The 19,950-nt window shown below is 44.8% G+C and carries 19 protein-coding genes; 17 read left to right on the forward strand and 2 right to left on the reverse strand.

Annotation, left to right across the window (positions count from 1 at the left end):
• The first annotated feature begins 24 nt into the window (after positions 1-24).
• The 12 genes from RJ60_RS02065 (at position 25) to RJ60_RS02120 (ending at position 12,722) form a co-directional block, all read left to right on the forward strand.
• The gene (locus RJ60_RS02065) at positions 25-1,287 is read left to right on the forward strand and encodes an ABC transporter substrate-binding protein (protein WP_099830582.1); all 1,263 of its coding nucleotides are present in this window, start codon (positions 25-27) and stop codon (positions 1,285-1,287) included.
• Positions 1,288-1,518: 231 nt separating this feature from the next.
• A complete protein-coding gene (locus tag RJ60_RS02070; RefSeq protein ID WP_099830602.1) occupies positions 1,519-2,694 on the forward strand; it encodes an MFS transporter in 1,176 nt (391 codons plus the stop codon).
• A 308-nt stretch (positions 2,695-3,002) separates the two neighbouring features.
• Entirely contained in the window at positions 3,003-3,665 is a 663-nt protein-coding gene (locus RJ60_RS02075; protein WP_099830583.1) for an ABC transporter permease, read from the forward strand.
• Positions 3,666-3,676: 11 nt separating this feature from the next.
• The gene (locus tag RJ60_RS02080) at positions 3,677-4,804 is read left to right on the forward strand and encodes a betaine/proline/choline family ABC transporter ATP-binding protein (protein ID WP_099830584.1); all 1,128 of its coding nucleotides are present in this window, start codon (positions 3,677-3,679) and stop codon (positions 4,802-4,804) included.
• A gap of 4 nt (positions 4,805-4,808) precedes the next feature.
• Positions 4,809-5,450: an ABC transporter permease gene (locus RJ60_RS02085; RefSeq protein ID WP_099830585.1), complete on the forward strand. Its 642-nt coding sequence runs from the start codon at positions 4,809-4,811 to the stop codon at positions 5,448-5,450.
• A gap of 11 nt (positions 5,451-5,461) precedes the next feature.
• The gene (locus tag RJ60_RS02090; protein ID WP_243392404.1) at positions 5,462-6,355 is read left to right on the forward strand and encodes a glycine betaine ABC transporter substrate-binding protein; all 894 of its coding nucleotides are present in this window, start codon (positions 5,462-5,464) and stop codon (positions 6,353-6,355) included.
• Between the two features lie 209 nt (positions 6,356-6,564).
• Positions 6,565-9,207, forward strand: a complete 2,643-nt coding sequence (gene ppdK, locus RJ60_RS02095; RefSeq protein WP_099830587.1) for a pyruvate, phosphate dikinase — start codon at positions 6,565-6,567, stop codon at positions 9,205-9,207.
• 58 nt (positions 9,208-9,265) lie between these two features.
• Positions 9,266-10,387, forward strand: coding sequence for a sodium ion-translocating decarboxylase subunit beta (locus RJ60_RS02100; protein ID WP_099830588.1), 1,122 nt, complete (start codon positions 9,266-9,268; stop codon positions 10,385-10,387).
• A 19-nt stretch (positions 10,388-10,406) separates the two neighbouring features.
• Entirely contained in the window at positions 10,407-10,631 is a 225-nt protein-coding gene (locus RJ60_RS02105) for a ferredoxin family protein (protein ID WP_099830589.1), read from the forward strand.
• Positions 10,624-11,778: a 2-oxoacid:acceptor oxidoreductase subunit alpha gene (locus tag RJ60_RS02110; RefSeq protein ID WP_099830590.1), complete on the forward strand. Its 1,155-nt coding sequence runs from the start codon at positions 10,624-10,626 to the stop codon at positions 11,776-11,778. The genes RJ60_RS02105 and RJ60_RS02110 overlap by 8 nt, the downstream gene beginning before the upstream one ends.
• Positions 11,779-11,897: 119 nt before the next feature.
• Positions 11,898-12,173, forward strand: coding sequence for a stage V sporulation protein S (locus tag RJ60_RS02115; protein ID WP_099830591.1), 276 nt, complete (start codon positions 11,898-11,900; stop codon positions 12,171-12,173).
• Positions 12,174-12,278: 105 nt separating this feature from the next.
• A complete protein-coding gene (locus tag RJ60_RS02120; RefSeq protein ID WP_099830592.1) occupies positions 12,279-12,722 on the forward strand; it encodes a ferritin family protein in 444 nt (147 codons plus the stop codon).
• 330 nt (positions 12,723-13,052) lie between these two features.
• Here RJ60_RS02120 and RJ60_RS02125 read toward each other — a convergent pair whose 3' ends face one another.
• On the reverse strand, positions 13,053-13,319 hold the full coding sequence (locus RJ60_RS02125; protein WP_099830593.1) for a hypothetical protein: 267 nt from the start codon (positions 13,317-13,319) through the stop codon (positions 13,053-13,055).
• A gap of 368 nt (positions 13,320-13,687) precedes the next feature.
• Here RJ60_RS02125 and RJ60_RS02130 point away from each other — a divergent pair, with 368 nt between their 5' ends.
• Together RJ60_RS02130 and RJ60_RS02135 are read left to right on the forward strand one after the other, a co-directional pair.
• Complete coding sequence (locus RJ60_RS02130; protein WP_099830594.1) at positions 13,688-14,995, forward strand: uracil-xanthine permease family protein; 1,308 nt, start codon at positions 13,688-13,690, stop codon at positions 14,993-14,995.
• 78 nt (positions 14,996-15,073) lie between these two features.
• The gene (locus tag RJ60_RS02135; RefSeq protein ID WP_099830595.1) at positions 15,074-15,607 is read left to right on the forward strand and encodes a GNAT family N-acetyltransferase; all 534 of its coding nucleotides are present in this window, start codon (positions 15,074-15,076) and stop codon (positions 15,605-15,607) included.
• On the opposite strand, the gene RJ60_RS02140 is transcribed toward RJ60_RS02135, so the two are convergent.
• Positions 15,604-16,335, reverse strand: a complete 732-nt coding sequence (locus RJ60_RS02140; RefSeq protein WP_099830596.1) for a Nif3-like dinuclear metal center hexameric protein — start codon at positions 16,333-16,335, stop codon at positions 15,604-15,606. The two genes, RJ60_RS02135 and RJ60_RS02140, sit on opposite strands and share 4 nt — an antisense overlap.
• 285 nt (positions 16,336-16,620) lie before the next feature.
• On the opposite strand from RJ60_RS02140, the gene RJ60_RS02145 reads away from it, so the two are divergent.
• From RJ60_RS02145 to RJ60_RS02155, 3 genes are all read left to right on the forward strand, one after another.
• Positions 16,621-18,009: an MATE family efflux transporter gene (locus tag RJ60_RS02145; protein WP_099830603.1), complete on the forward strand. Its 1,389-nt coding sequence runs from the start codon at positions 16,621-16,623 to the stop codon at positions 18,007-18,009.
• A gap of 186 nt (positions 18,010-18,195) precedes the next feature.
• Positions 18,196-18,852, forward strand: coding sequence for a CoA transferase subunit A (locus tag RJ60_RS02150; RefSeq protein WP_099830597.1), 657 nt, complete (start codon positions 18,196-18,198; stop codon positions 18,850-18,852).
• The gene (locus RJ60_RS02155) at positions 18,849-19,502 is read left to right on the forward strand and encodes a 3-oxoacid CoA-transferase subunit B (protein ID WP_099830598.1); all 654 of its coding nucleotides are present in this window, start codon (positions 18,849-18,851) and stop codon (positions 19,500-19,502) included. Before RJ60_RS02150 ends, RJ60_RS02155 begins: the two co-directional genes overlap by 4 nt.
• Positions 19,503-19,950: the final 448 nt, after the last annotated feature.

Below are 19,950 nucleotides of genomic sequence, written 5' to 3' on the forward strand. Positions count from 1 at the left end.
CATTTCTTATAAGGAGGTAGGGAAATGCGCAAGAAACTTATTCTAGCTCTGATAATTGCGTCTTTTTCGGTGTTCGCCCTTGCTGCGACTGAGATTGAGTTTTGGCATGCGATGGGTGGTGCTCAGGGAACGACGGTCAACGAAATTGTAGATTCTTTCAACGAAGCCAACCCCGACATTGAGGTGAAAGCGATCTACGTGGGAAATTACAGTGCTTTGCAGCAGAAGCTGCTAGTAAGCGCAGAAAGTAGAACCCTCCCCGCTCTTTCACAGGCATACGGTAATTGGACCGCGAGGTTAATACCACGAGGTGCTGTTCAGGAGTTGAATTCGCTAATTTCCGATCCAGAAGTTGGATTAACCGATGAGGAATGGACCGCAATCTGGGACCCGTTTAAGAGAATGGTCACATGGGGAGATACTGTCTACGGGCTTCCCTTCAACAAGAGTACATATGTGCTGTACTATAACACAGATCTCTTTGAAGAATACGGATTGGAAGTACCAAAGACCATGGATGATCTTCTCTTTGCCGCGATGATGCTTACTGAAGACAAGAACAACGACGGACAGATTGACCAATATGGCTTCGGGTTCAGAACGACGATCGATCACTTCATGATTTTCTTGAGGGCCAATGGCGGGGAAGCAATTGAAATTAAGCCAGACGGTTCGGTTGATGTCATAATTAACTCGCCTGAAGCTAAAGAGGCGCTTCAATTAATGTACGATATGGCTCACACCTACAAGGTTGCGCTTTTTCAGGGCGGATACCTGGACGCCCCGTTTGGAGATGGCCAAATAGCTATGTTCGTTGAGACGATCGCATCCGCTTCTTATGTTGACTCCGGTTCCAGAGGAAAGCATGGCTGGGCATGGGCTCCAGTTCCTATGTGGAAGGTTCAGGCACCACCGTTCGCTGGAACGGACGTTGTTATGTTCACCGGCATCACACCGGAGCAAAAAGCAGCTGCTTGGAAGTTCATGAAGTATCTCGTTAGCCCGGAAATCCAGGCATATTGGTCCGTAAAAACAGGATACATGCCAGTAACGGAGATCGCTCTGACAACTCCCCAGTGGAAGGCATATGAAGAACAGAACCCAACTGTACTTGTTCCAATCAGCCAGATCCCGTTTGGCTCGGTTGATCCTAATGTTGCACTGTGGGACGATGTAAGGACTGTTCTTGGAACTATGGTAGGAGATGTGATAAACCAGAAGAGGACTGTCGAAGAAGGTCTTGCGTGGGCTGAACAAGAAATCCTGCGAAAAGTGGCTGAACAGTAGATAAATGCACTATCGAAAAAGGAGGCCTTCGGCCTCCTTTTTCAATTGGATTATGTCCAGGAAAACAAGGAGAAAAATGGTTTCGATGCTCAAAGAGGGCAAGAGTTCCGTAGATGCTAGAGAGTGCTGACTTCGCAACCGTGACGCGTGATATCTGATAGGGTAGAATACTTACAGTCCAATACTCTGTTAGATCTTCCTTATTAAACCTTTAAGAGAGGCGGTAAAGTGATGAAGAGCTTTTTCCACGCATTCAACTTCTATGCATTCTCCTTTTCGATACTACTCTACTTGCTTACTTCATCGATAAATACAAAGGCCGCAGAGTGGGGTTTGTCGTACCTAGCGATAGGTCTGATAAATTTCCTGGGCTGCTTCTTCTATGTTTTCTCTGCTCTGGTGTTTGGAAGGATGGGTGACAAGACTGGCTTCAAGAGGAATCTCTCTTCTGGAATGATTATTATGGCGATCTCACTCGTATTCGGGTTCTTCTGGGCACATCCGATTGATTTGGTCGTATCTGCGATAGGAATGAACATATTCTTCGGCTTTTTCTTTCCATCAGTTGAGGGATTGCTTTCAAAGTCAGAAAGAGCAGAAGGAGTCGATCCCGCTGCAACCGTTATTCGTTTCGTTCTTTCCTGGAGTGCCGGAAACATGTTAGGAATGGCGCTCGGCCCTTTCCTTATTCAAAGATATCCAATAGCGGTCTTCGCTTACGGCATACTTCTCAGTCTATTCGGCGCTATTCACATAAGATACCATATGAAGAGGTACGGTGAGTTGCTTCCCGGTCCTTATGATTCTAGACTGAAAGAGTCCTTTGGTAAAATCGACTTGCCCAATATACGAGACTACAGAAGGGTCTATAGGATCACTTTTCTGCTTGCCGGTGTTATCTATACAAGTGGAATGGCTCTATTTCCCAAGCTAATATCTTCAACGGGGATCCCGCTGGAGAGTGTTGGCTTCCTAACTGTAGGTGCTAACATTGGGGTCTTTCTGTCATTCATATTCATGAGTTTCTTTCGCTTCTGGGTTGGTAGTCCACGAGTATCTCTATTTATTATGACGGCAGTATTTGTCGCAGCAATTACAACCTTTTTTATGCCCGAAACGGCACTCACGTTCTTTCTGTCGACTCTGTTTTCTGGTGCCACATATGCTGTTCCCTATACGTTTGCGATTTTCTATGGCCTCAATTCACAGGACGATGATCAAGGAAAGCAGGGAGGATTTCACGAGTCGATGGTTGGTGTGATCTTTGGTGTTGGTCCGCTTCTAGGGGGATATTTTCTTCAAGTGTGGACGAGTCTCAAGAGTATGGGAATCATGGCCACAGTCCTTATGGCGGTGATTATCGTAAGTCAAATGACCTTTATAAAGAGAATCAGTATTAAGCGATAATTAACTTAGATAACAGTTACTTCTAGCGCATAATTCTCTTAAAATAAACCTCACAAATTTAGTTACTCTTCATTTATTCATGCCATATTCTTTGAAATGCACTCGCTAGATGTGATATAGTAGGTATGCAATGCTAGTCTATTGATTAAATTATTCTGGTTAAGATCCTGTCCAAACTAGCATTATCCATTTTATTCGGATCATTAAGATAATCTTGATGCTGAAAGTGAATAGCGGTTTCTTGGGGGAAGGTCTTGACCACAAAGTTTTCTCCGGCTCTTTGTCGGAACTTCTGGAAGGAGAAGCATATGGGTTTTTTTGAGTATCTGGGAAGAAACTACGACCTCGTTTTGATAGAGCTGCTGAATCACATAAAGATCATCGCGATAGCGGTACCTATTGCAATTGGAATTGGAGTACCCATTGGGATAATCGTCTCACGAAATAAGAAGGTCTCGTCGATAGCTCTCTATGGAGCGGGTATCCTAATGACGATTCCCAGTCTAGCTCTCTTCGGCTATATGGTCGTTTTGCTTGCTCCGCTGAAAGCAGGTATTGGTGTCACACCGGCGGTTATTGCCCTTGTGATCTATTCTTTCCTGCCTGTTATAAGGAATACAGTAGTAGCTGTGAATTCAGTTGATCCTCGAATGATAGAGGCGGCCAAAGGAATGGGGATGACTAATAGCCAAATACTTTTGAGAGTAAGACTTCCACTTACTATTCCGATCATCATGGCTGGCGTGAGAAATGCTGCGGTAATGGGTGTAAGTGTAGCGACTATCGCCTATCTCGTAGGAGCGAGAGGTCTGGGATATTTTATCTTCTCCGGACTTGGAAGATCGAATTTCAACATGGTTCTTCTTGGAGCGATAATTGTTTCAGCCTTGGGAATAGGAATGAACTACGGTCTACTTGCCCTGGAAGAGGCCATTACTCCTAAAGGTCTGAAGATTGAACGGGACAAGTGAGGAGGAGACTGATGTCGATAGAATTTAGGCACGTAGTTAAAGAATATGAAGTTGGGTTCAGAGCCGTGGACAATCTGAACATTTCATTTGAAGACAAGAAACTAACGATACTTATCGGTCCTTCTGGTTGCGGAAAGACAACAACTCTCAAAATGATTAACAGATTAATTGAGAAGACTAGCGGAGATATTATTATCGACGGAACTTCTCTTGACGAAATTGATCCCATTAGATTGAGAAGAAGTATCGGCTATGTGATTCAGGAGATTGGGCTCTTTCCTCACATGACCGTATTCGATAATATTGCAGTAGCTCCGAGGCTTATGAAGTGGGATGAATCAAGGACAAAGAAGCACGTCTACGAATTACTTGATCTAGTTAATCTCGAGCCTTCAGATTTTGCAGAGAAATATCCGGCGCAGCTTTCAGGCGGGCAACGTCAGAGAGTAGGAGTAGCAAGAGGTCTCGCATCGGATCCAAAGATTGTTCTGATGGATGAGCCCTTTGGTGCTATTGATCCAATCAACAGAGAGAAGCTTCAGGATGGTTTCCTCGAGATCCAATCGAAGATTGAGAAGACAATTATCTTCGTAACTCACGACATCAGAGAGGCAATCAAACTAGGAGACAAGATTGCAATTCTGGATAATGGAAGACTCGTGCAGTATGCCGATACCATGAAGGTGGTTCAGGAACCCGCTAACGAGTTTGTTGAGGATCTTCTTGGAGCGGATAGAGCACTGAAGGGTCTTGAACTTGTACGGGTAAGGGAGACTTACGTTCCCGGTGGAAAGTGGATCGAAGATGCAGGTGACAGCAAGGTGAAAAAGGCAAAGGATTTTCTAAACAATGAGGGAAAGAAATTCGCATATGTTGTAGACAAAAACAAGAGGCTCCAGGGCTACGTTATGTTGCGGCAGCTAAACAAGGCATCTGATCAAGAGCCGCTGAAGAAGTACTTAAGATCAATTGAGACTATACAACCTCTTTCGAATTTAATGGAGGCAATGTCATTGATCATGAATACCGGGCTTTCCTCATTGCCGGTCGTAGACGATAAAGAGAGACTACTTGGGATCCTAAGGTTCAGGGATCTTGTAAACCTTGTAGGCTCTTATGAATCATCTGACGAGGAGTGAGGCTATGGAAGTCTTCGAATATATGGTCGAGAACTCTGATTACATTATGGACAGGTTTATCGAACATATTTTTATCTTCCTTACTTCTTGGAGTATGGCAGTAGTAGCTGGTGTCGCAATTGCGATTTTCGTTACCAGACCAGGGAATAGAAGGATCGGGAGAATTGTTCTTTCTATCACTGGAGCAACTCAGGCCGTTCCCAGTATAGCAGTAATAGCTCTTGTCTTCCTTTTTATGGGAATTGGAGCTGCACCTGCTGTGGTTGCTCTTTTTCTTTACAGTCTGGTGCCGGTAGTCTTCAATACGGCATCTGGCCTAATGAATGTCTCAATGAAGATGAAAGAGGCAGCTAAAGGAATGGGAATGACTAACAGGCAGATATTGTGGAAGGTGGAAATGCCGGTGACAGTTCCAACGATGCTCTCAGGGATTAGAAGTTCTGCAACGATAAATATCGGTACTGCTGCTATTGCCGCGTCAATTGGCGCAGGTGGCCTTGGGGAGATCATCTTCACGGGACTTCGCATGACAAGAGGCCCAATGATAATTGCCGGAGCCATACCAGTAACCTTACTGGCTGTGGCTGTTGATATAATCCTTGGCTTTTCGGAAAAAGCACTGACTTCGAAAGGCCTCAGAACATGATGAACACGGAGGTGTCTAAATTGAAAAGACTACTACTAGTAGCACTATTGGTTGTTGTCGTGACAACTCTATCGTTTGGTCAGACAAGACTGAATGTTGGAGCAAAGAACTTCACAGAACAGTACATCGTCAGTAGCATGATATCACAGCTTCTTAGAGATGCTGGGTTCAGGGTGACTGAGAGTTTTGGAATGAGTTCGTTCGTTGCAAGAAGCGCACTCGAAACCGGGCAGATCGATCTTTATGCTGACTACACTGGAACAGCCTGGCCGACATATCTAGGGCATGAAAAGATGATTAGAGATCCTTTGGCTCTGTACGAAGCCGTGAAGGCGGAAGATCTCGAAAATGGAATCGTATGGCTTGACATGGCTGATTTCAATAATACATATGCGTTAGCTGTGAGAAGAGATTTCGCTGCTGAGCATGGACTGCAGACTCTTGAAGATCTCGCTGAACTAACTCACGATGACCCTGATCTTCTCTTTGGAATCGTGTACGAATTTCTTGAAAGAGATGATGGGTTCTGGCCTATGAGTGAGACTTACGAGTTTTCTGTCGAGAAGAGGCAGGTTAAGACAATGGAGATCGGGCTGACTTATGAGGCACTTGATAAAAAGCAGATCGACATCGCCATGGTCTTCTCTACTGACGGAAAGTTGGAAAAGTACAACTTGCTTGTACTTGAAGACACTAAGAATTTCTTCCCGTCATATAATCTTGCCGTAACCGTACGTAAGGAAGTTCTTGAAAGCCATCCTGAGATTGAGGAGATCTTAAGGCCGATATCTGTGTATCTTACAGAACCGATAATGATCAGGCTGAATTACCTGGTGGATGCAGGAGGTTACGAGCCTGATGAGGTTGCCGAAGGGTTCCTAAAGGGATTAGGCTTAATAGATTAAGTTAGCTAATGTTAAGTTTTGGGGCCGCCTCATGGCGGCTCTGCTGTTTTTCCAACATCCTCAGAATTGAAGTCACTATTATTCTCAACTTTTCTGAACATAAGTCGCAGTGGAAAGAGACCTTCAACATTAGAAAGGTAGCTAAACACCCCGATTCACTGGCTATGATATAATCATTCGAATATGCTTTCAGGAAGGGAGGAAACAAAGTGTCAGAGAAGTATGTGTACTATTTTGGAAAGTTGAAAGCCGAAGGCGACGCGAAAATGAAAAACCTTCTCGGCGGAAAAGGAGCCAATCTATCTGAGATGGTTAAGATAGGGATACCTGTTCCCCCGGGTTTCACTATTTCTACCGAGGTATGCAAGTATTACTACGATCACGGGAAGACATATCCGGTTACTTTGGAAAAGGATGTCCAGGAAGCCGTAAAGCTACTGGAGGAGGAAACAGGAAAAGGATTCGGATCTGCAGAGAGACCTTTACTTGTCTCTGTAAGGTCTGGCGCAGCGATTTCAATGCCCGGCATGATGGATACTATCCTCAATCTTGGTCTTAACGACGAAACGGTTAACGGCATGATCAAGGAATCCGGCAATCCCCGGTTCTGTTATGACGCTTACAGGAGATTCCTTCAGATGTTTGGCGATGTTGTGCTGAAGATAGAGCACTCCGAGTTCGAAAATGCGCTGGCTTCTGTGAAAAGGGAAAAGAGAGTTAAGCTTGATACAGACTTGGATGCAGAAAACATGAAAGACGTTGTAGAGAGGTATCTTGAGGTCTACAAGAGGGCCGGCAAAGAGTTCCCTCAGGATCCATGGAAGCAGCTATGGATGGCGATTGATGCAGTATTTGGAAGTTGGATGAACGAGAGAGCAATAAAGTACCGGGCCCTCAATGGCGTGAAAGAGGGAGAACTCCTTGGAACTGCGGTTAACATCGTTGCTATGGTTTTCGGGAACACCGGAGAGGACAGTGGAACCGGAGTCGCATTTACGAGGGACCCAAATACCGGTGAGAAGCAGTTCTATGGCGAGTATCTTCCAAATGCACAGGGAGAAGATGTAGTTGCAGGAACAAGAACTCCATTCTCGCTTACAAAGCTTCAAGAAATTAATCCTGAAGTTTATGACCAGCTCCTGGAAATATTTACTAAACTGGAGAACCACTATAGAGACATGCAAGATATCGAGTTCACCGTTGAGCACGGAACTCTTTATCTGCTTCAGACCAGAAATGGGAAACGGACACCATATGCGAGCGTGAAGATCGCAGTTGATCTGGCTGAAGAGAAAAGGATTTCAAAGGAAGAAGCGATCATGAGAGTTACACCTGAGCATATCGAGACGCTCCTCCACCCGTATTTCACGAAGGAGACTATGGAGAGCGCAGAAGTTCTAGCCAAAGGTATCGCGGCATCGCCCGGAGCGGCAGCAGGTATAGTTGCATTCGATCCCGATACTGCTGAAAGACTTGTGAGAGAAGAGGGTAAGACTGTGATCCTTGTGAGGCCAGAGACTTCTCCGGAAGACATAGCCGGAATGGCTGCTGCTCAAGGAATCCTCACCTCGACTGGTGGAAAGACTTCACATGCTGCGGTTGTAGCCAGAGGAATGGGAAAGACCTGCATTGTGGGCTGTGAAGCCGTTGAAGTAGATCAGAAAACCAGAGTAATGAAAGTTAACGGGAAGACTATAAGAGAAGGCGAATGGATAAGCATTGATGGGACCACTGGAGAGGTTTTCATGGGAAAGCTGGATTCAATTAAGCCTCAGGGTTTGGAAGGTCCGCTAGCAAAGCTTCTTGGATGGGCCGATGAGATCAGGAAGCTCGGAATTAGAACTAATGCAGATACTCCCAAGGATTCACAGGTAGCCAGGGAATTCGGAGCTGAAGGAATTGGACTCACAAGGACGGAACACATGTTCTTCCAGGAGGATAGGATTTTTGCTGTGAGACAGATGATTACATCAAATACCAAAGAGCAGAGAGAGAAGTCCCTTGCAAAGCTTCTCCCTATGCAGGAAGATGATTTCTACGGTATTTTCATGGCCATGGAAGGACTCCCCGTTACGATCAGACTTCTTGATCCACCACTTCACGAATTCCTTCCAAAAGAAGAAGAGGATATAAAAGAGTTAGCCGAAGAGATGGGTATGACATATCAGGAACTAAAGGAGACAATCGAAGATCTTCATGAGTTCAATCCGATGATGGGATTCAGGGGATGCAGGTTGGCTGTAGTTTATCCCGAGATTGCTGAAATGCAGACCAAAGCAATAATTGGAGCTGCATTGAGGTTGGTTGAAGAAGGAAAATCAGTGATTCCCGAGATAATGATTCCTCTGATCGTTGAGCTGGAAGAGCTTAAGTACGTGAAATCGATCATTGTGAATGCTGCTGATGAGATCATTTCCAAGTCAGGGCTGAATCTTGAATACAAAGTGGGTACAATGATTGAGGTTCCGAGAGCGGCATTGACTGCAGACGAAATTGCCAAGGAAGCAGAGTTCTTTAGCTTCGGAACCAATGATCTAACTCAGATGACATACGGATTCAGTAGAGACGATTACGGCAAATACGTTGGACATTACATGGAAAAGGGGATTCTGGAGAACGATCCATTTCAGAAGCTCGACAGAGTTGGAGTAGGTCAGCTTGTGAAGATGGGAACGGAGAGAGGGCGCTCAGTTAGGCCGGATTTGAAGGTCGGAATATGCGGTGAACACGGTGGAGAGCCTTCATCTATTGAATTCTGTCATATTGTAGGTCTTAACTATGTTAGCTGTTCACCTTACAGAGTTCCAGTTGCTCGACTTGCAGCAGCTCAGGCAGCAGTAAAGAATCGTTAGGGATTATTCAGGCCGTGCCTGAGGGCACGGCCTTTACAATTTTGGAGGTTTGCCTATCATGGCGGCGTTAATCTCGGGATATCTATCACAGACAGGATTCGCTACGGTAAGCTGGGAAAACTGGGTTATGTTTGTAATTGCGGGAATTCTAATCTATCTGGCGGTTGCAAAGGATGCCGAACCACTTCTTCTTGTTCCAATTGCCTTTGGCATGGTTATTGCAAACATCCCTCCGGAAGTAACCGGTGTCTTCACTCCCGGTACCGGGATCATGTGGATTTTGCAGCAGGGATTGATGCTGGGGATCTATCCGCCTTTGATATTTCTTGGCATTGGCGCTGTTACCGATTTCTCTTTCGTGCTGGCAAACCCTAAGACTCTCTTTTTGGGGGCTGCTGCACAGATAGGGATTTTTCTAACTTTTCTTGCAGCTAATTTTCTGGGTTTTTCCCTTTCGGATGCGGCATCCATAGCGATAATTGGTGGTGCCGACGGACCAACCTCAATCTATGTTGCAAGCATTATGGAATCGCAGTTTCTTCCAATAATCGCGATCGCTTCCTACTCTTATATAGCTCTTATACCAGTTCTTCAGCCACCGATAATGAGACTATTTACTACTCGTAAAGAACGGGCAATAACAATGGGAAAGGAGCTTAGAAAGGTTTCGAAGCTAGAGAGAATTGTCTTCCCGGTAGTCGCGACTATTGGGATCTCTCTTATTGTTCCTCAGGCGCTCCCTCTGGTAGGAATGTTGATGCTCGGTAATCTTCTTAGGGAAAACGGAAGAACAAAGAGACTGGTTGAAGCTTCGGGCAAATATATCTCCGATACTGTGATCATTTTGCTTTGTGTTTCAGTAGGAGCAAAGGCTGATGGCAAGATATTTCTAACACTGGATAGTATAATGATTTTGGGGCTGGGCTGTGCAGCCTTCGTTGTTGCAACTGCTTCGGGGATTCTCTTCGCGAAGCTTATGAATCTGTTCTCTAAGAGCAAGGTAAATCCTTTAATCGGTGCCGCCGGGGTCTCGGCAGTTCCAACTGCTGCAAGAGTAGCTCAGAAGGTTGCTTCGGAGGAGGATCCGACGAACTTCGTCCTGATGCACGCTATGGGTCCGAATATCGCAGGAGTCATCGGATCGGCGGTTGCTGCGGGTGTATTCCTTTCAATAATATGATTTGGTGCGGGAGGATGTCATGGCTGTGAAGAAGCAATATCAGGTGAATATCAATCATACTCTGTGCAAGCGATGTGGGATTTGTTATTGGATATGTCCCACCAAGACAATCACAAAGGGAGAGCTTGGCAGGCCGCAGATCATTGACCAAAAAACCTGCATTGGTTGTATAATGTGCGAAAACGCCTGTCCGGATTTTGCGATTGATGTTAAAGAATTGGAGGCGGTGAAAGAGGATGCGTGAGTTCGTTCTGCTTCAAGGAGATGAAGCATGTGCGCTTGGGGCTATAAAAGCTGGGTGCAAATTCTTTGCAGGTTATCCTATTACGCCCGCGACCGAAATTGCGGAGACTATGGCTAGGGAGCTTCCGAAGATTGGAGGAACGTTCATTCAGATGGAGGATGAGATAGCAAGCGCCGCTGCGATAATAGGGGCGTCACTTGCCGGCGAGAAATCAATGACTGCAACGAGTGGTCCGGGCTTCTCCCTAATGCAAGAAGCGATTGGGTATGCAGCCATGACTGAGACACCTACAGTCATAGTCAACGTTCAGCGGGGTGGCCCGTCTACCGGCATGCCGACGAAGACGGCACAAGGAGATATAATGCAGGCGAGATGGGGCACTCACGGCGACCACCAGATCATCGCAATATATCCTTCAAATGTTGAAGAAGTATACAAATATATAATTACGGCTTTCAACTATGCTGAGTTATACAGAACACCTGTGATTTTCTTGATGGACGAAATCCTAGGTCATATGCGTGAGAGTGTATATTTGCCACACGATTCTGAAATCATGGAAGTACAGAGGGTCGGTGAAATGGAAATGGCTGACGATGATATATTCCACCCCTTCGAAGGCGATGACCAGATGATGGCAACTCCACTAGTTAAGATGGGGAAGTCAAGGTTTCATGTTTCCGGTCTAGTGCACGACGAGTCTGGTTTTCCTATAGGTTCGCCATCCGATTCTTCCCGACTCCTGAGGAGGTTAGACAATAAGATAAGATTGCATAGCGATGAGATAGTTATGTACGACGAATACATGACTGAGGATGCAGAGATACTTCTACTCGCTTACGGTTCAGTTGCCAGAAGTGCAATAAATGCTGTTAAGATGGCTAGGGAGGATAAGATCAATGTAGGTCTCTTTAAACCAGTGACTATTTGGCCATTCCCGAGTACAAGACTGAGGCAGCTTCTAAAGAGAGTAAGTGCCGTCATTGTTGCAGAGATGAACCTTGGACAAATTCTTTATGAAGTGTCTAGATTGAACAAGCGCGGTGCAAAGATTGAGCACTTAAGCAAAGTTGATGGAGAGCTTATCACTCCGCAAGAAGTCCTTGATGCTATATCAAGGGTTAAGTCGGAAATAATGGATCTGTAGAATGAACGTCTTTGTCGATTCTTTCTTCTTTTTGCGAACAGTATGTTAAAACTTTTGCTAATTCAGCGGCCTCTGTGGTAGAATTACAGCGAAATTACCTGCAAAAGGAGGAAATCTCAATGGAAATCCTGAAGGTCAGTTCTAAATCTAATCCTAACAAGGTTGCAGGTGCCATAGCCGGGGTCATCTCAAAGAACGAGCAAGTAGAACTTCAGGCCATTGGCGCTGGTGCTGTGAATCAAGCTGTGAAGGCAGTAGCCATCGCTTCTAGATTCCTCAGAGAACAGGGCACTAAGGTGTTCATGGTCCCTGGATTTGTGGAGATTCAGATTGGCGAAGAGATGCGCACGGGGATCACCATGAAGATTATTTCGGAGAAAGACGAAGAAAAGTAATGAGGGTTCTGTAATCTCATAAGTCGGGGGGAGGTCGTTGATCTCTTCCTTTTTTGTTGGAAGACTACGAGATAGTTGCTGGTTAGCTAAATGAGGAGGTATTAGATGCTTACAGTAAGTGATATGTTGGGTATAGCCCTCAAGATCGAAAGTGCAGGTTATTCATACTATCAGAAGCTTAGTGAGAGAACTTCTGGGGAAGTAAGAGATCTTTTCTCAAGACTTTCGGTGCAGGAAAGGGAGCATGCAGAAATATTCAGAGATATTCTGAAGAATGTGGAAAACGAACCAACAGCCCAGGATTGGGACGACAATGTGGGTTATTTGAAGTCTTACGCCGAGATATCCATTTTCCCTCGAATTGAATCGTCAGAGGTCCCTCAGAATATGAGCAAAGCTATCAGTGGTGCAATGGAAGTGGAAAAGGACAGCATTATATTCTATTCAGATCTCGCTTCCTTTATACCCAACAGTAAGGAGCTCAAAGAGATAATTGAGGAAGAGCGAAGGCATCTCCATGATCTAGTGAAGCTTTACGGTTCATTATAGAGACTGTTAAGGGAATGGGCTCCCAAACGGCGAAAGTGCCAAGGATCTCTAAGAGTGGTCTCTATAATGGGTGACTGAATGTGGTTTCCGCAGTTAAGTATCTTTGTGAAGGACATCAAGAGAAAGTATTTGATTGACCCGTCGCAATGCATCAAAATAGAATCTATTCAAAATCGAATTGAAGGAGATTAAGAACACCTCCCTTTGAGTTAGATTTAGACTTCATTATCTGTATATCAACGAGTAATTCCTGAGAATGTGCTATATTATTCTTGAGTATATAAATCTAGGGCTTCGTGAACCTTGCGAAGCTCATCTTTTTTTGTGTAGTCAATCATATTTCTTCTTTCTTCCGCGACTCCTTGTGAATTTGCTTCTCTTGTTCTTCTTAGAATAACCTCTCCTAAGTTTTAGTGATGCATAGCTCCGGTTGTACTCAGTTAATTCAATAAATTCGTCAAGGATTCTACTCTTCTCCTTCTTTCCAGCCTTCCTGTACTTCTCTGAGTATTTCTCAATCAATCCAGTCATGTCTATTCTCTTCATCTTCGCCCCTACCTCTTTCAACTTGGCATTCGCGAAGATTATCCCCTTCATCCTTACCTTTCGAGTAGTTTCATTTTTGATGCAACGTTACCCTTTTCAAGTAGATTATTTGTGATGCATATCGCCGTGGTCAATATCGGCCATCCATATGATAGAATAACCCTTGGAAGATTTTTCTTGGAGAGTGACTTTTATGTCGGAAGCATTGTTTGAACAAGTAGAAGCTCTGTTCACTAGCCGATACAAGAGTCATTGTCACCGCTTATGTATCACGGTGTTTATCTCTTATGCGCTTTGTGCAATCGAGATGGTAATAATCAAGATTGCAGATGATATAAGATCAAAGAAAAAAACCTCACGCGAATTCGTGAGGTCTTTTCTTTGATTGCGACACTACTTTAAAACGGAGGAGGGATCTTGTGAGCAATGAGAAGTCGGCTTACCAGGAGGTAAAAGAACAGGAAGACAGGAGCAAGAATTTGGGTAAAGGAGGTCTTCTGGTACTGGGACTGCAGCATGCATTCACGATGTTTGGGGCAACGGTACTTGTTCCATATCTGACCGGCGTTCCAGTGAATGTTGCGTTGTTTACTGCAGGCATTGGTACACTCCTTTTTCATCTACTAACAAAATGGAAAGTGCCAGTCTTCCTTGGATCGAGCTTCGCTTACATTGCCCCAATCAATGCCGTGATACTCTATCATGCTAACGCCCCTGAAGCTTTCGGATCTGTACCAGAGGCGATTTCCGCAGGGTTCGCTATCACACCCGACATGATAGCCTACGCAACGGGCGGAATCATGATCGCAGGGTTTGTTCAAGTTGCAATTGCTATCCTGATTAAGGTTCTCGGGATTAGCAAATTCGAGAAGATCTTCCCACCAGCTGTTGCCGGAACAATAATCGCTGTGATCGGTTTGAACCTAGCACCCACAGCAATAAGCATGGCAAGTTCAAATTGGTGGATAGCGATAGTATCTTTGGGAACGGCAGTAATTGTAAGACTATATGTTAAGGGTTTTACAAGACTCATTCCAGTTATGTGCGGTATAATCGTAGGCTATATCGTTGCTGCAATTACCGGCAACGTCTCTTTCGATGCGGTTAACCAGGCTAGCTGGATAGGAATACCTTCCTTTGTACTTCCTAAGTTTTCGGTATACTCTTTGACCGTTCTCGTCCCTGTGGCCCTTGCCCCAACGATCGAGCACTTCGGGGATATATTTGCAGTGTCTTCAATAGTTGGAAAGAAATTCTATGATGACCCCGGTATACACAGAACTCTGGCCGGAGACGGAATCGCGACAGCTGTAGCTGGGTTTTTTGGAGGCCCAGCAAACACAACTTACAGTGAAAACACAGGCGTTTTGGCGATCACAAAGGTCTTTAACCCCACGGTAATGAGGATCGCCGCTGTATTTGCGATTATACTTTCGTTTGTACCAAAAGTGGGAGCGGTCATTCAGTCGATTCCTACAGCCGTGATGGGTGGCATTGAGATCTTGCTCTTTGGAATGATTGCTGCTGTAGGGATGAAGACACTGATAGAGAACCGAGTGAAGGTAGACGGCAAGAACCTGATTATCATCTCAGTAATGCTTGTGGTGGGTATCGGTGGTGCTGCCATAGGAATTGGGCCTGTCAGGTTCGAGGGGATAGGTCTGGCCGCGCTTGTCGGCCTTATCCTGAACGGGATATTCGTGGCAACTAAAGCTCCCGAAGAATAGATTTCAGAACTTTCATAGAACAAGAGGTGCCCTGGGTGGCACCTCTTTTGGTATACTATTTTAACGGGGGTGGTATCTGTGTTAATGGGTCGTTTGGTGTATCTTAGAGAGTATAGAAAATCTGATGTTGAGACTGCTCACAAGTATATCAATGACTACGAAGTGAAAAGGATGCTCGTGCCGGGGATTCCGTTTCCGCTAAGACTTGAGGAGGAAGAGAAGTGGTACGATTCTCAGAGCGCATTCAAGGATATCTACAACTTCGCCATTGCAAGGATTGAGGACGATGAGTACTTAGGAGGCTGCGGAATAAACGAGGTCGACTGGAAGAACAGCGTGGCAGCCGTCGGTATCTTTTTGGGGAAGCAGTTCTGGAATGCAGGTTATGGAACCGATGCAATGAGAGTGCTTCTGGCATTTGTGTTTGACCAAATGAATATAAACAAGGCGAAACTCAACGTATATTCGTTCAACAAACGTGCAATCAAGTCATATACGAAGTGCGGCTTTCAGATAGAGGGAACGTTGAGGCAGGAGATTTTCAGAGACGGAGCATTCCACGATGAAATCGTCATGGGGATTCTTAGGTCGGAGCTTATTAGGGAATACTAGACCTCGTTATAGTACTCGATGAATTCTACATCAAGCGAGAATCTTTCTTTTATTAGTTGCCCGAGGTTCATTACACCAAACCGCTCGCTGGCATAATGGCCCACGCAGAAGTAATTGATACCCATCTCTCTAGAGAGTTCCCTGGTAGGTTCTCGTACTTCGCCTGATATAAACGTGTCAGCGATGCCCTCAAGTTTGTCCAGCATTGACGAGGAGCCACCAGATATTACACATACTTTCTGAACGATTTCAGAGTTCTTGTGAAGGAATATCTTCTGATTAGGAAAAAGCTGAGAAAGAGAGAATGTGAACTCGGACACAGTAGTTTCTATAGGAGTTCTGCCTATTAAGCCTACGTCAAATTTCTCGAGGCTCTCAAGACCTAGCTTCTGAGCAATCGCGTAGTTGTTTCCATATGGTATATTTGCGTCCAATGGCAGGTGGTAACCAAGAAGCGTGACACCATTTAACAATACGCTTTCGACTCTTCTTTTCAGGTGGCCTGTGAGTCTGAAGAAGGTCTTTCCGAAGATTCCATGGTGTACTAGTATTGCATCAGCACTTGAGTTTAGGGCCTTTTCTACGAAGGCGTTGCTGAAGGAGACCCCTGTAACGAGTTTCTTTATATCTCTATCTCCTTCGATTTGAATACCATTGTGGCAATAGTCATCGAACTTCTCCGGTTCAAGAACAGAATTCAGAAAGCCTTCAAGCTCTAATGGTCTCACGTTTGACTCCTTTGCTTAGAAAAGTCCTCCACAAGAATATCCTCGATCATTATTCTATCATGAGCCATCGAGTAAGATATAAACTGAAAAAAGAGGGATGCAACGTACCACTTTAATCCACATCTCTAAACATTCAACTATATTCTCAATTATTGATTCATGCCAGTAATTATTTTGTGCTAGATTCATAAGATTGTGTTTGATATTCTATTCCTTAATGCACTTCCAAACCAAGGAGGTACGTGCTAAACTTCATAGTACGGATTCCTTACTGTGGAGGCGAAAATGGCTTATAGTCTTCTTAAGTCGTATCTTGATGCCGGCGAAGCTAAAGAAATAAGAAGATCGCTTCTAGTAATGGCTCTTCCCGCAATTGGCGAAAATGTACTTCAGATGCTGCTCGGAATTTCGGATACAGCATTTCTCGGTCACTACGACTGGAGAGTTATGACTGCGGTGGGTACAGCTAACCAAGTAGTGTTTATTTTTCAAGCAGTATTGGTCGCGATATCCACTGGTTCGATGGTTCTAATCTCAAACAGCTATGGTGCCAGAAATCAGCACAGAGTGAATCTTATCGCCTGGCATGCTATTTATCTAAGCATAGTTGTCGGTTTGATTCTCTCAGTCGGTTCTCTATTCTCCGGGAATCTGCTCTCGCTTCTGTTCCCTTCAAGCGACGCATTTATGCAGATGAACGGTGCAAAGTATCTTCAAACTATAATGCTCGGTTTTCCGGCAATGAGCATAATGGTTGTTCTCGGTGCTACACTAAGAGGTGCAGGTGATACCAGGTCTCCTTTGATAGCAGCTGCGATTGCAAATGGGTTGAATGTCTTTCTAGATTACTCAATGATCTTCGGGAAGTTCGGTTTTCCTGAGATGGGTGCTTTTGGAGCAGCACTCGCGACTGTATTATCAAGGGTTGTAGGTTCGGTAATCATAATTGTACTTCTATTCAGAAACCGGGGAATATCTATGACCAAGAGACCACAGAGGCTTTCCAAGTGGATGCTAAGGGAGGTATTTGTTCTAGGACTCCCTGCTTCAATAGAGAACTTCGGTTTCTCGCTGGGGGTTCTGGTCTTCGCTAACATTCTTTTCATAGCCGGTCCACAGGCCTACGCAGCTCACAGAATAGGAATTCAAGTAGAGTCTCTCTCTTTCATGCCGGCATGGGGGATGGGAGTAGCGATAACTGCACTAGTAGGTATCTATAACGGAAGTAGGCAACGAAGGCTGTCAATAGGGGTAGTCAGGCAAGGTTGGTTCATTGCACTCACGATTTCCTCGATAATTGGAATAGCTATAACTCTATTCCCTGATCTTTTCATATCAATCTTCACGAATGAAACATCGCTCATCGAAGAGGGAAGACTTCCTGTGAGAATCATCGGTTTGTTCCAGGTTGTAATGGGAACTGATTATGCCGTAACCGGAGCGCTTAGAGGTATGGGAGACACTTCGTTCCCGATGAAATCGTCGCTAGTGGCAATGTGGTTAATCAGGCTTCCACTTGGTTATGTGCTTGTCAGGTACTTTGGTATGGGTCTCTTCGGAGCCTGGATAGGGATGATGGCAGACATGGTCCTAAGAACTACGCTTAAGTTCGTCAGATTCTATTCTGGAAAATGGGAGATGAAAGCAGATTCCATTCAGGCAAGGTCCGGCTAACGCTCATTGCTAGTATTCCTTTGCATCACAATCAGCCAGTGCAAATAACAATCAAGATTACTAGCACACAGGAGTTTCCGGAGCGAGAGAATCACTTTGCTCTTTTGAGGCGCTTTTGGTAAGATTGTCTTATGCTTGGCGTCCTTTTTGCTACCGACCAGACTATGCTTTAAAGGAGGAGTTCCCTTGAGGATTGTGGATATCAGTGAGGCAGTTTCAACTGTTAGTGAAGATTCTTCCGTGATGGTAGGAGGATTCTTGGGATGCGGGTCCCCCGACAATCTTATTAATGAGATCATTACCAAGAAGATCAGAGGGTTGACGGTGATTGCAAATGACACCGCTTTTCCCGATAAGGGTATAGGTAAGCTTATTGTGAACAAGTGCGCATGTAAAGTGATTGTATCTCATATCGGCACTAATCCAGAAACACAACGTCAAATGATGGAGGGTGAGCTTAAAGTGGAACTGATTCCTCAAGGGACTCTGGCTGAGAGAATAAGAGTAGGAGGAGTAGGGCTTGGAGGAATTCTAACTCCAACAGGCGTTGGTACTGTCATTCAAGAAGGGAAGAGAGTGGTTGCTGTAGAGGGACGGGAGTATCTTCTTGAGTTGCCGCTTAGAGCTGATTACGCACTAGTGAAGGCAAAGAAGGCCGATTACTATGGCAATCTCGTCTTTTCTTTAACCGCAAGAAACTTCAACCCGCTAATTGTTCTAGCGTGTGACACAGTAATCGCAGAAGTGGAAGAGATAGTACCTGTTGGTGCGCTAACGCCTGATGAAATACATATTCCGGGAGTTCTGGTTGACTATATTGTAGTCGGGGGGGCAGCTCAATGATAGATGCAAGAGAGATAATCGCGAGAAGGATTGGAATGGAGCTGCGTGATGGGGATCTAGTAAACCTAGGAATTGGTATTCCAACTCTAGTTTCGAACTTCATTCCGGAGGGTATTAGAGTCTATTTTCAGTCAGAGAACGGAATAATAGGAATGGGGCCCGTTCCGGAAGCTGGTATGGCGAACAGAGATCTAACAAATGCGGGAGGCCAGTATATAACGGCTTTACCGGGTTCAGCTACCTTTGACAGCGCGATGTCTTTTTCGATTATTAGAGGAGGGCATCTTGACATTACGGTACTTGGAGGGCTGCAGGTCGATGAACGCGGAATTCTTGCCAACTGGATGGTTCCCGGGAAGATGGTTCCCGGAATGGGTGGTGCAATGGATCTGGTAACCGGAGCTAAGCGAGTTATAGTTGCAATGACACATACATCTAAGGGACTGCCGAAGATTGTCAAAGAGTGCACTCTTCCTGTTACTTCTAACAGGCCAGTCGATTTAGTAGTCACAGAACTAGCAGTAATTCAGCCTACAAGACGTGGTCTTCTTCTGCGAGAGAAGTCAAATGAAGTAAGTGTAGACGAGATTCTGGAGATGACTGAAGCTAGTCTAATTGTCAGTGACGATCTCAAGACCATGTTTGGTTAGGTGACATATTCTGCTGAAGGAGCGGCACACTGATCTGAATTCTGTCAAGATGAAGACATAGTCTCGGTGTTCGCTCACCGAATGTCGGGTGTTTTTCTTATGATTCTTTTATTATATTATAATTTGTTTGTGAACTGGTTGTATCGGTTTTTGAGACGAAGACACCGAGTGTTCATGATCTCTTCTTTAGAATACCGATAAACAATTCTGGAATGAGCTTCAAAAGGAGAACTTTTCTCTAACCCATAAACTGACGGCGTCTTGGCCGGTAACGTTTTGCTATATAAAATTTATGATTTGGATTACGTACTAGATTAGCAGAGAAATCGGCTCTATCGATGCGATAAATTTCAATACTTGTTCTAGAATGCTTCTCATGACTAATTCGGAGACCACCCTAATTTCCCGGACAAATTATACCTATGACTTTGGTTGAATCTTCAGACTC

Source organism: Mesotoga sp. B105.6.4 (assembly GCF_002896535.1).
Classification (GTDB): domain Bacteria; phylum Thermotogota; class Thermotogae; order Petrotogales; family Kosmotogaceae; genus Mesotoga.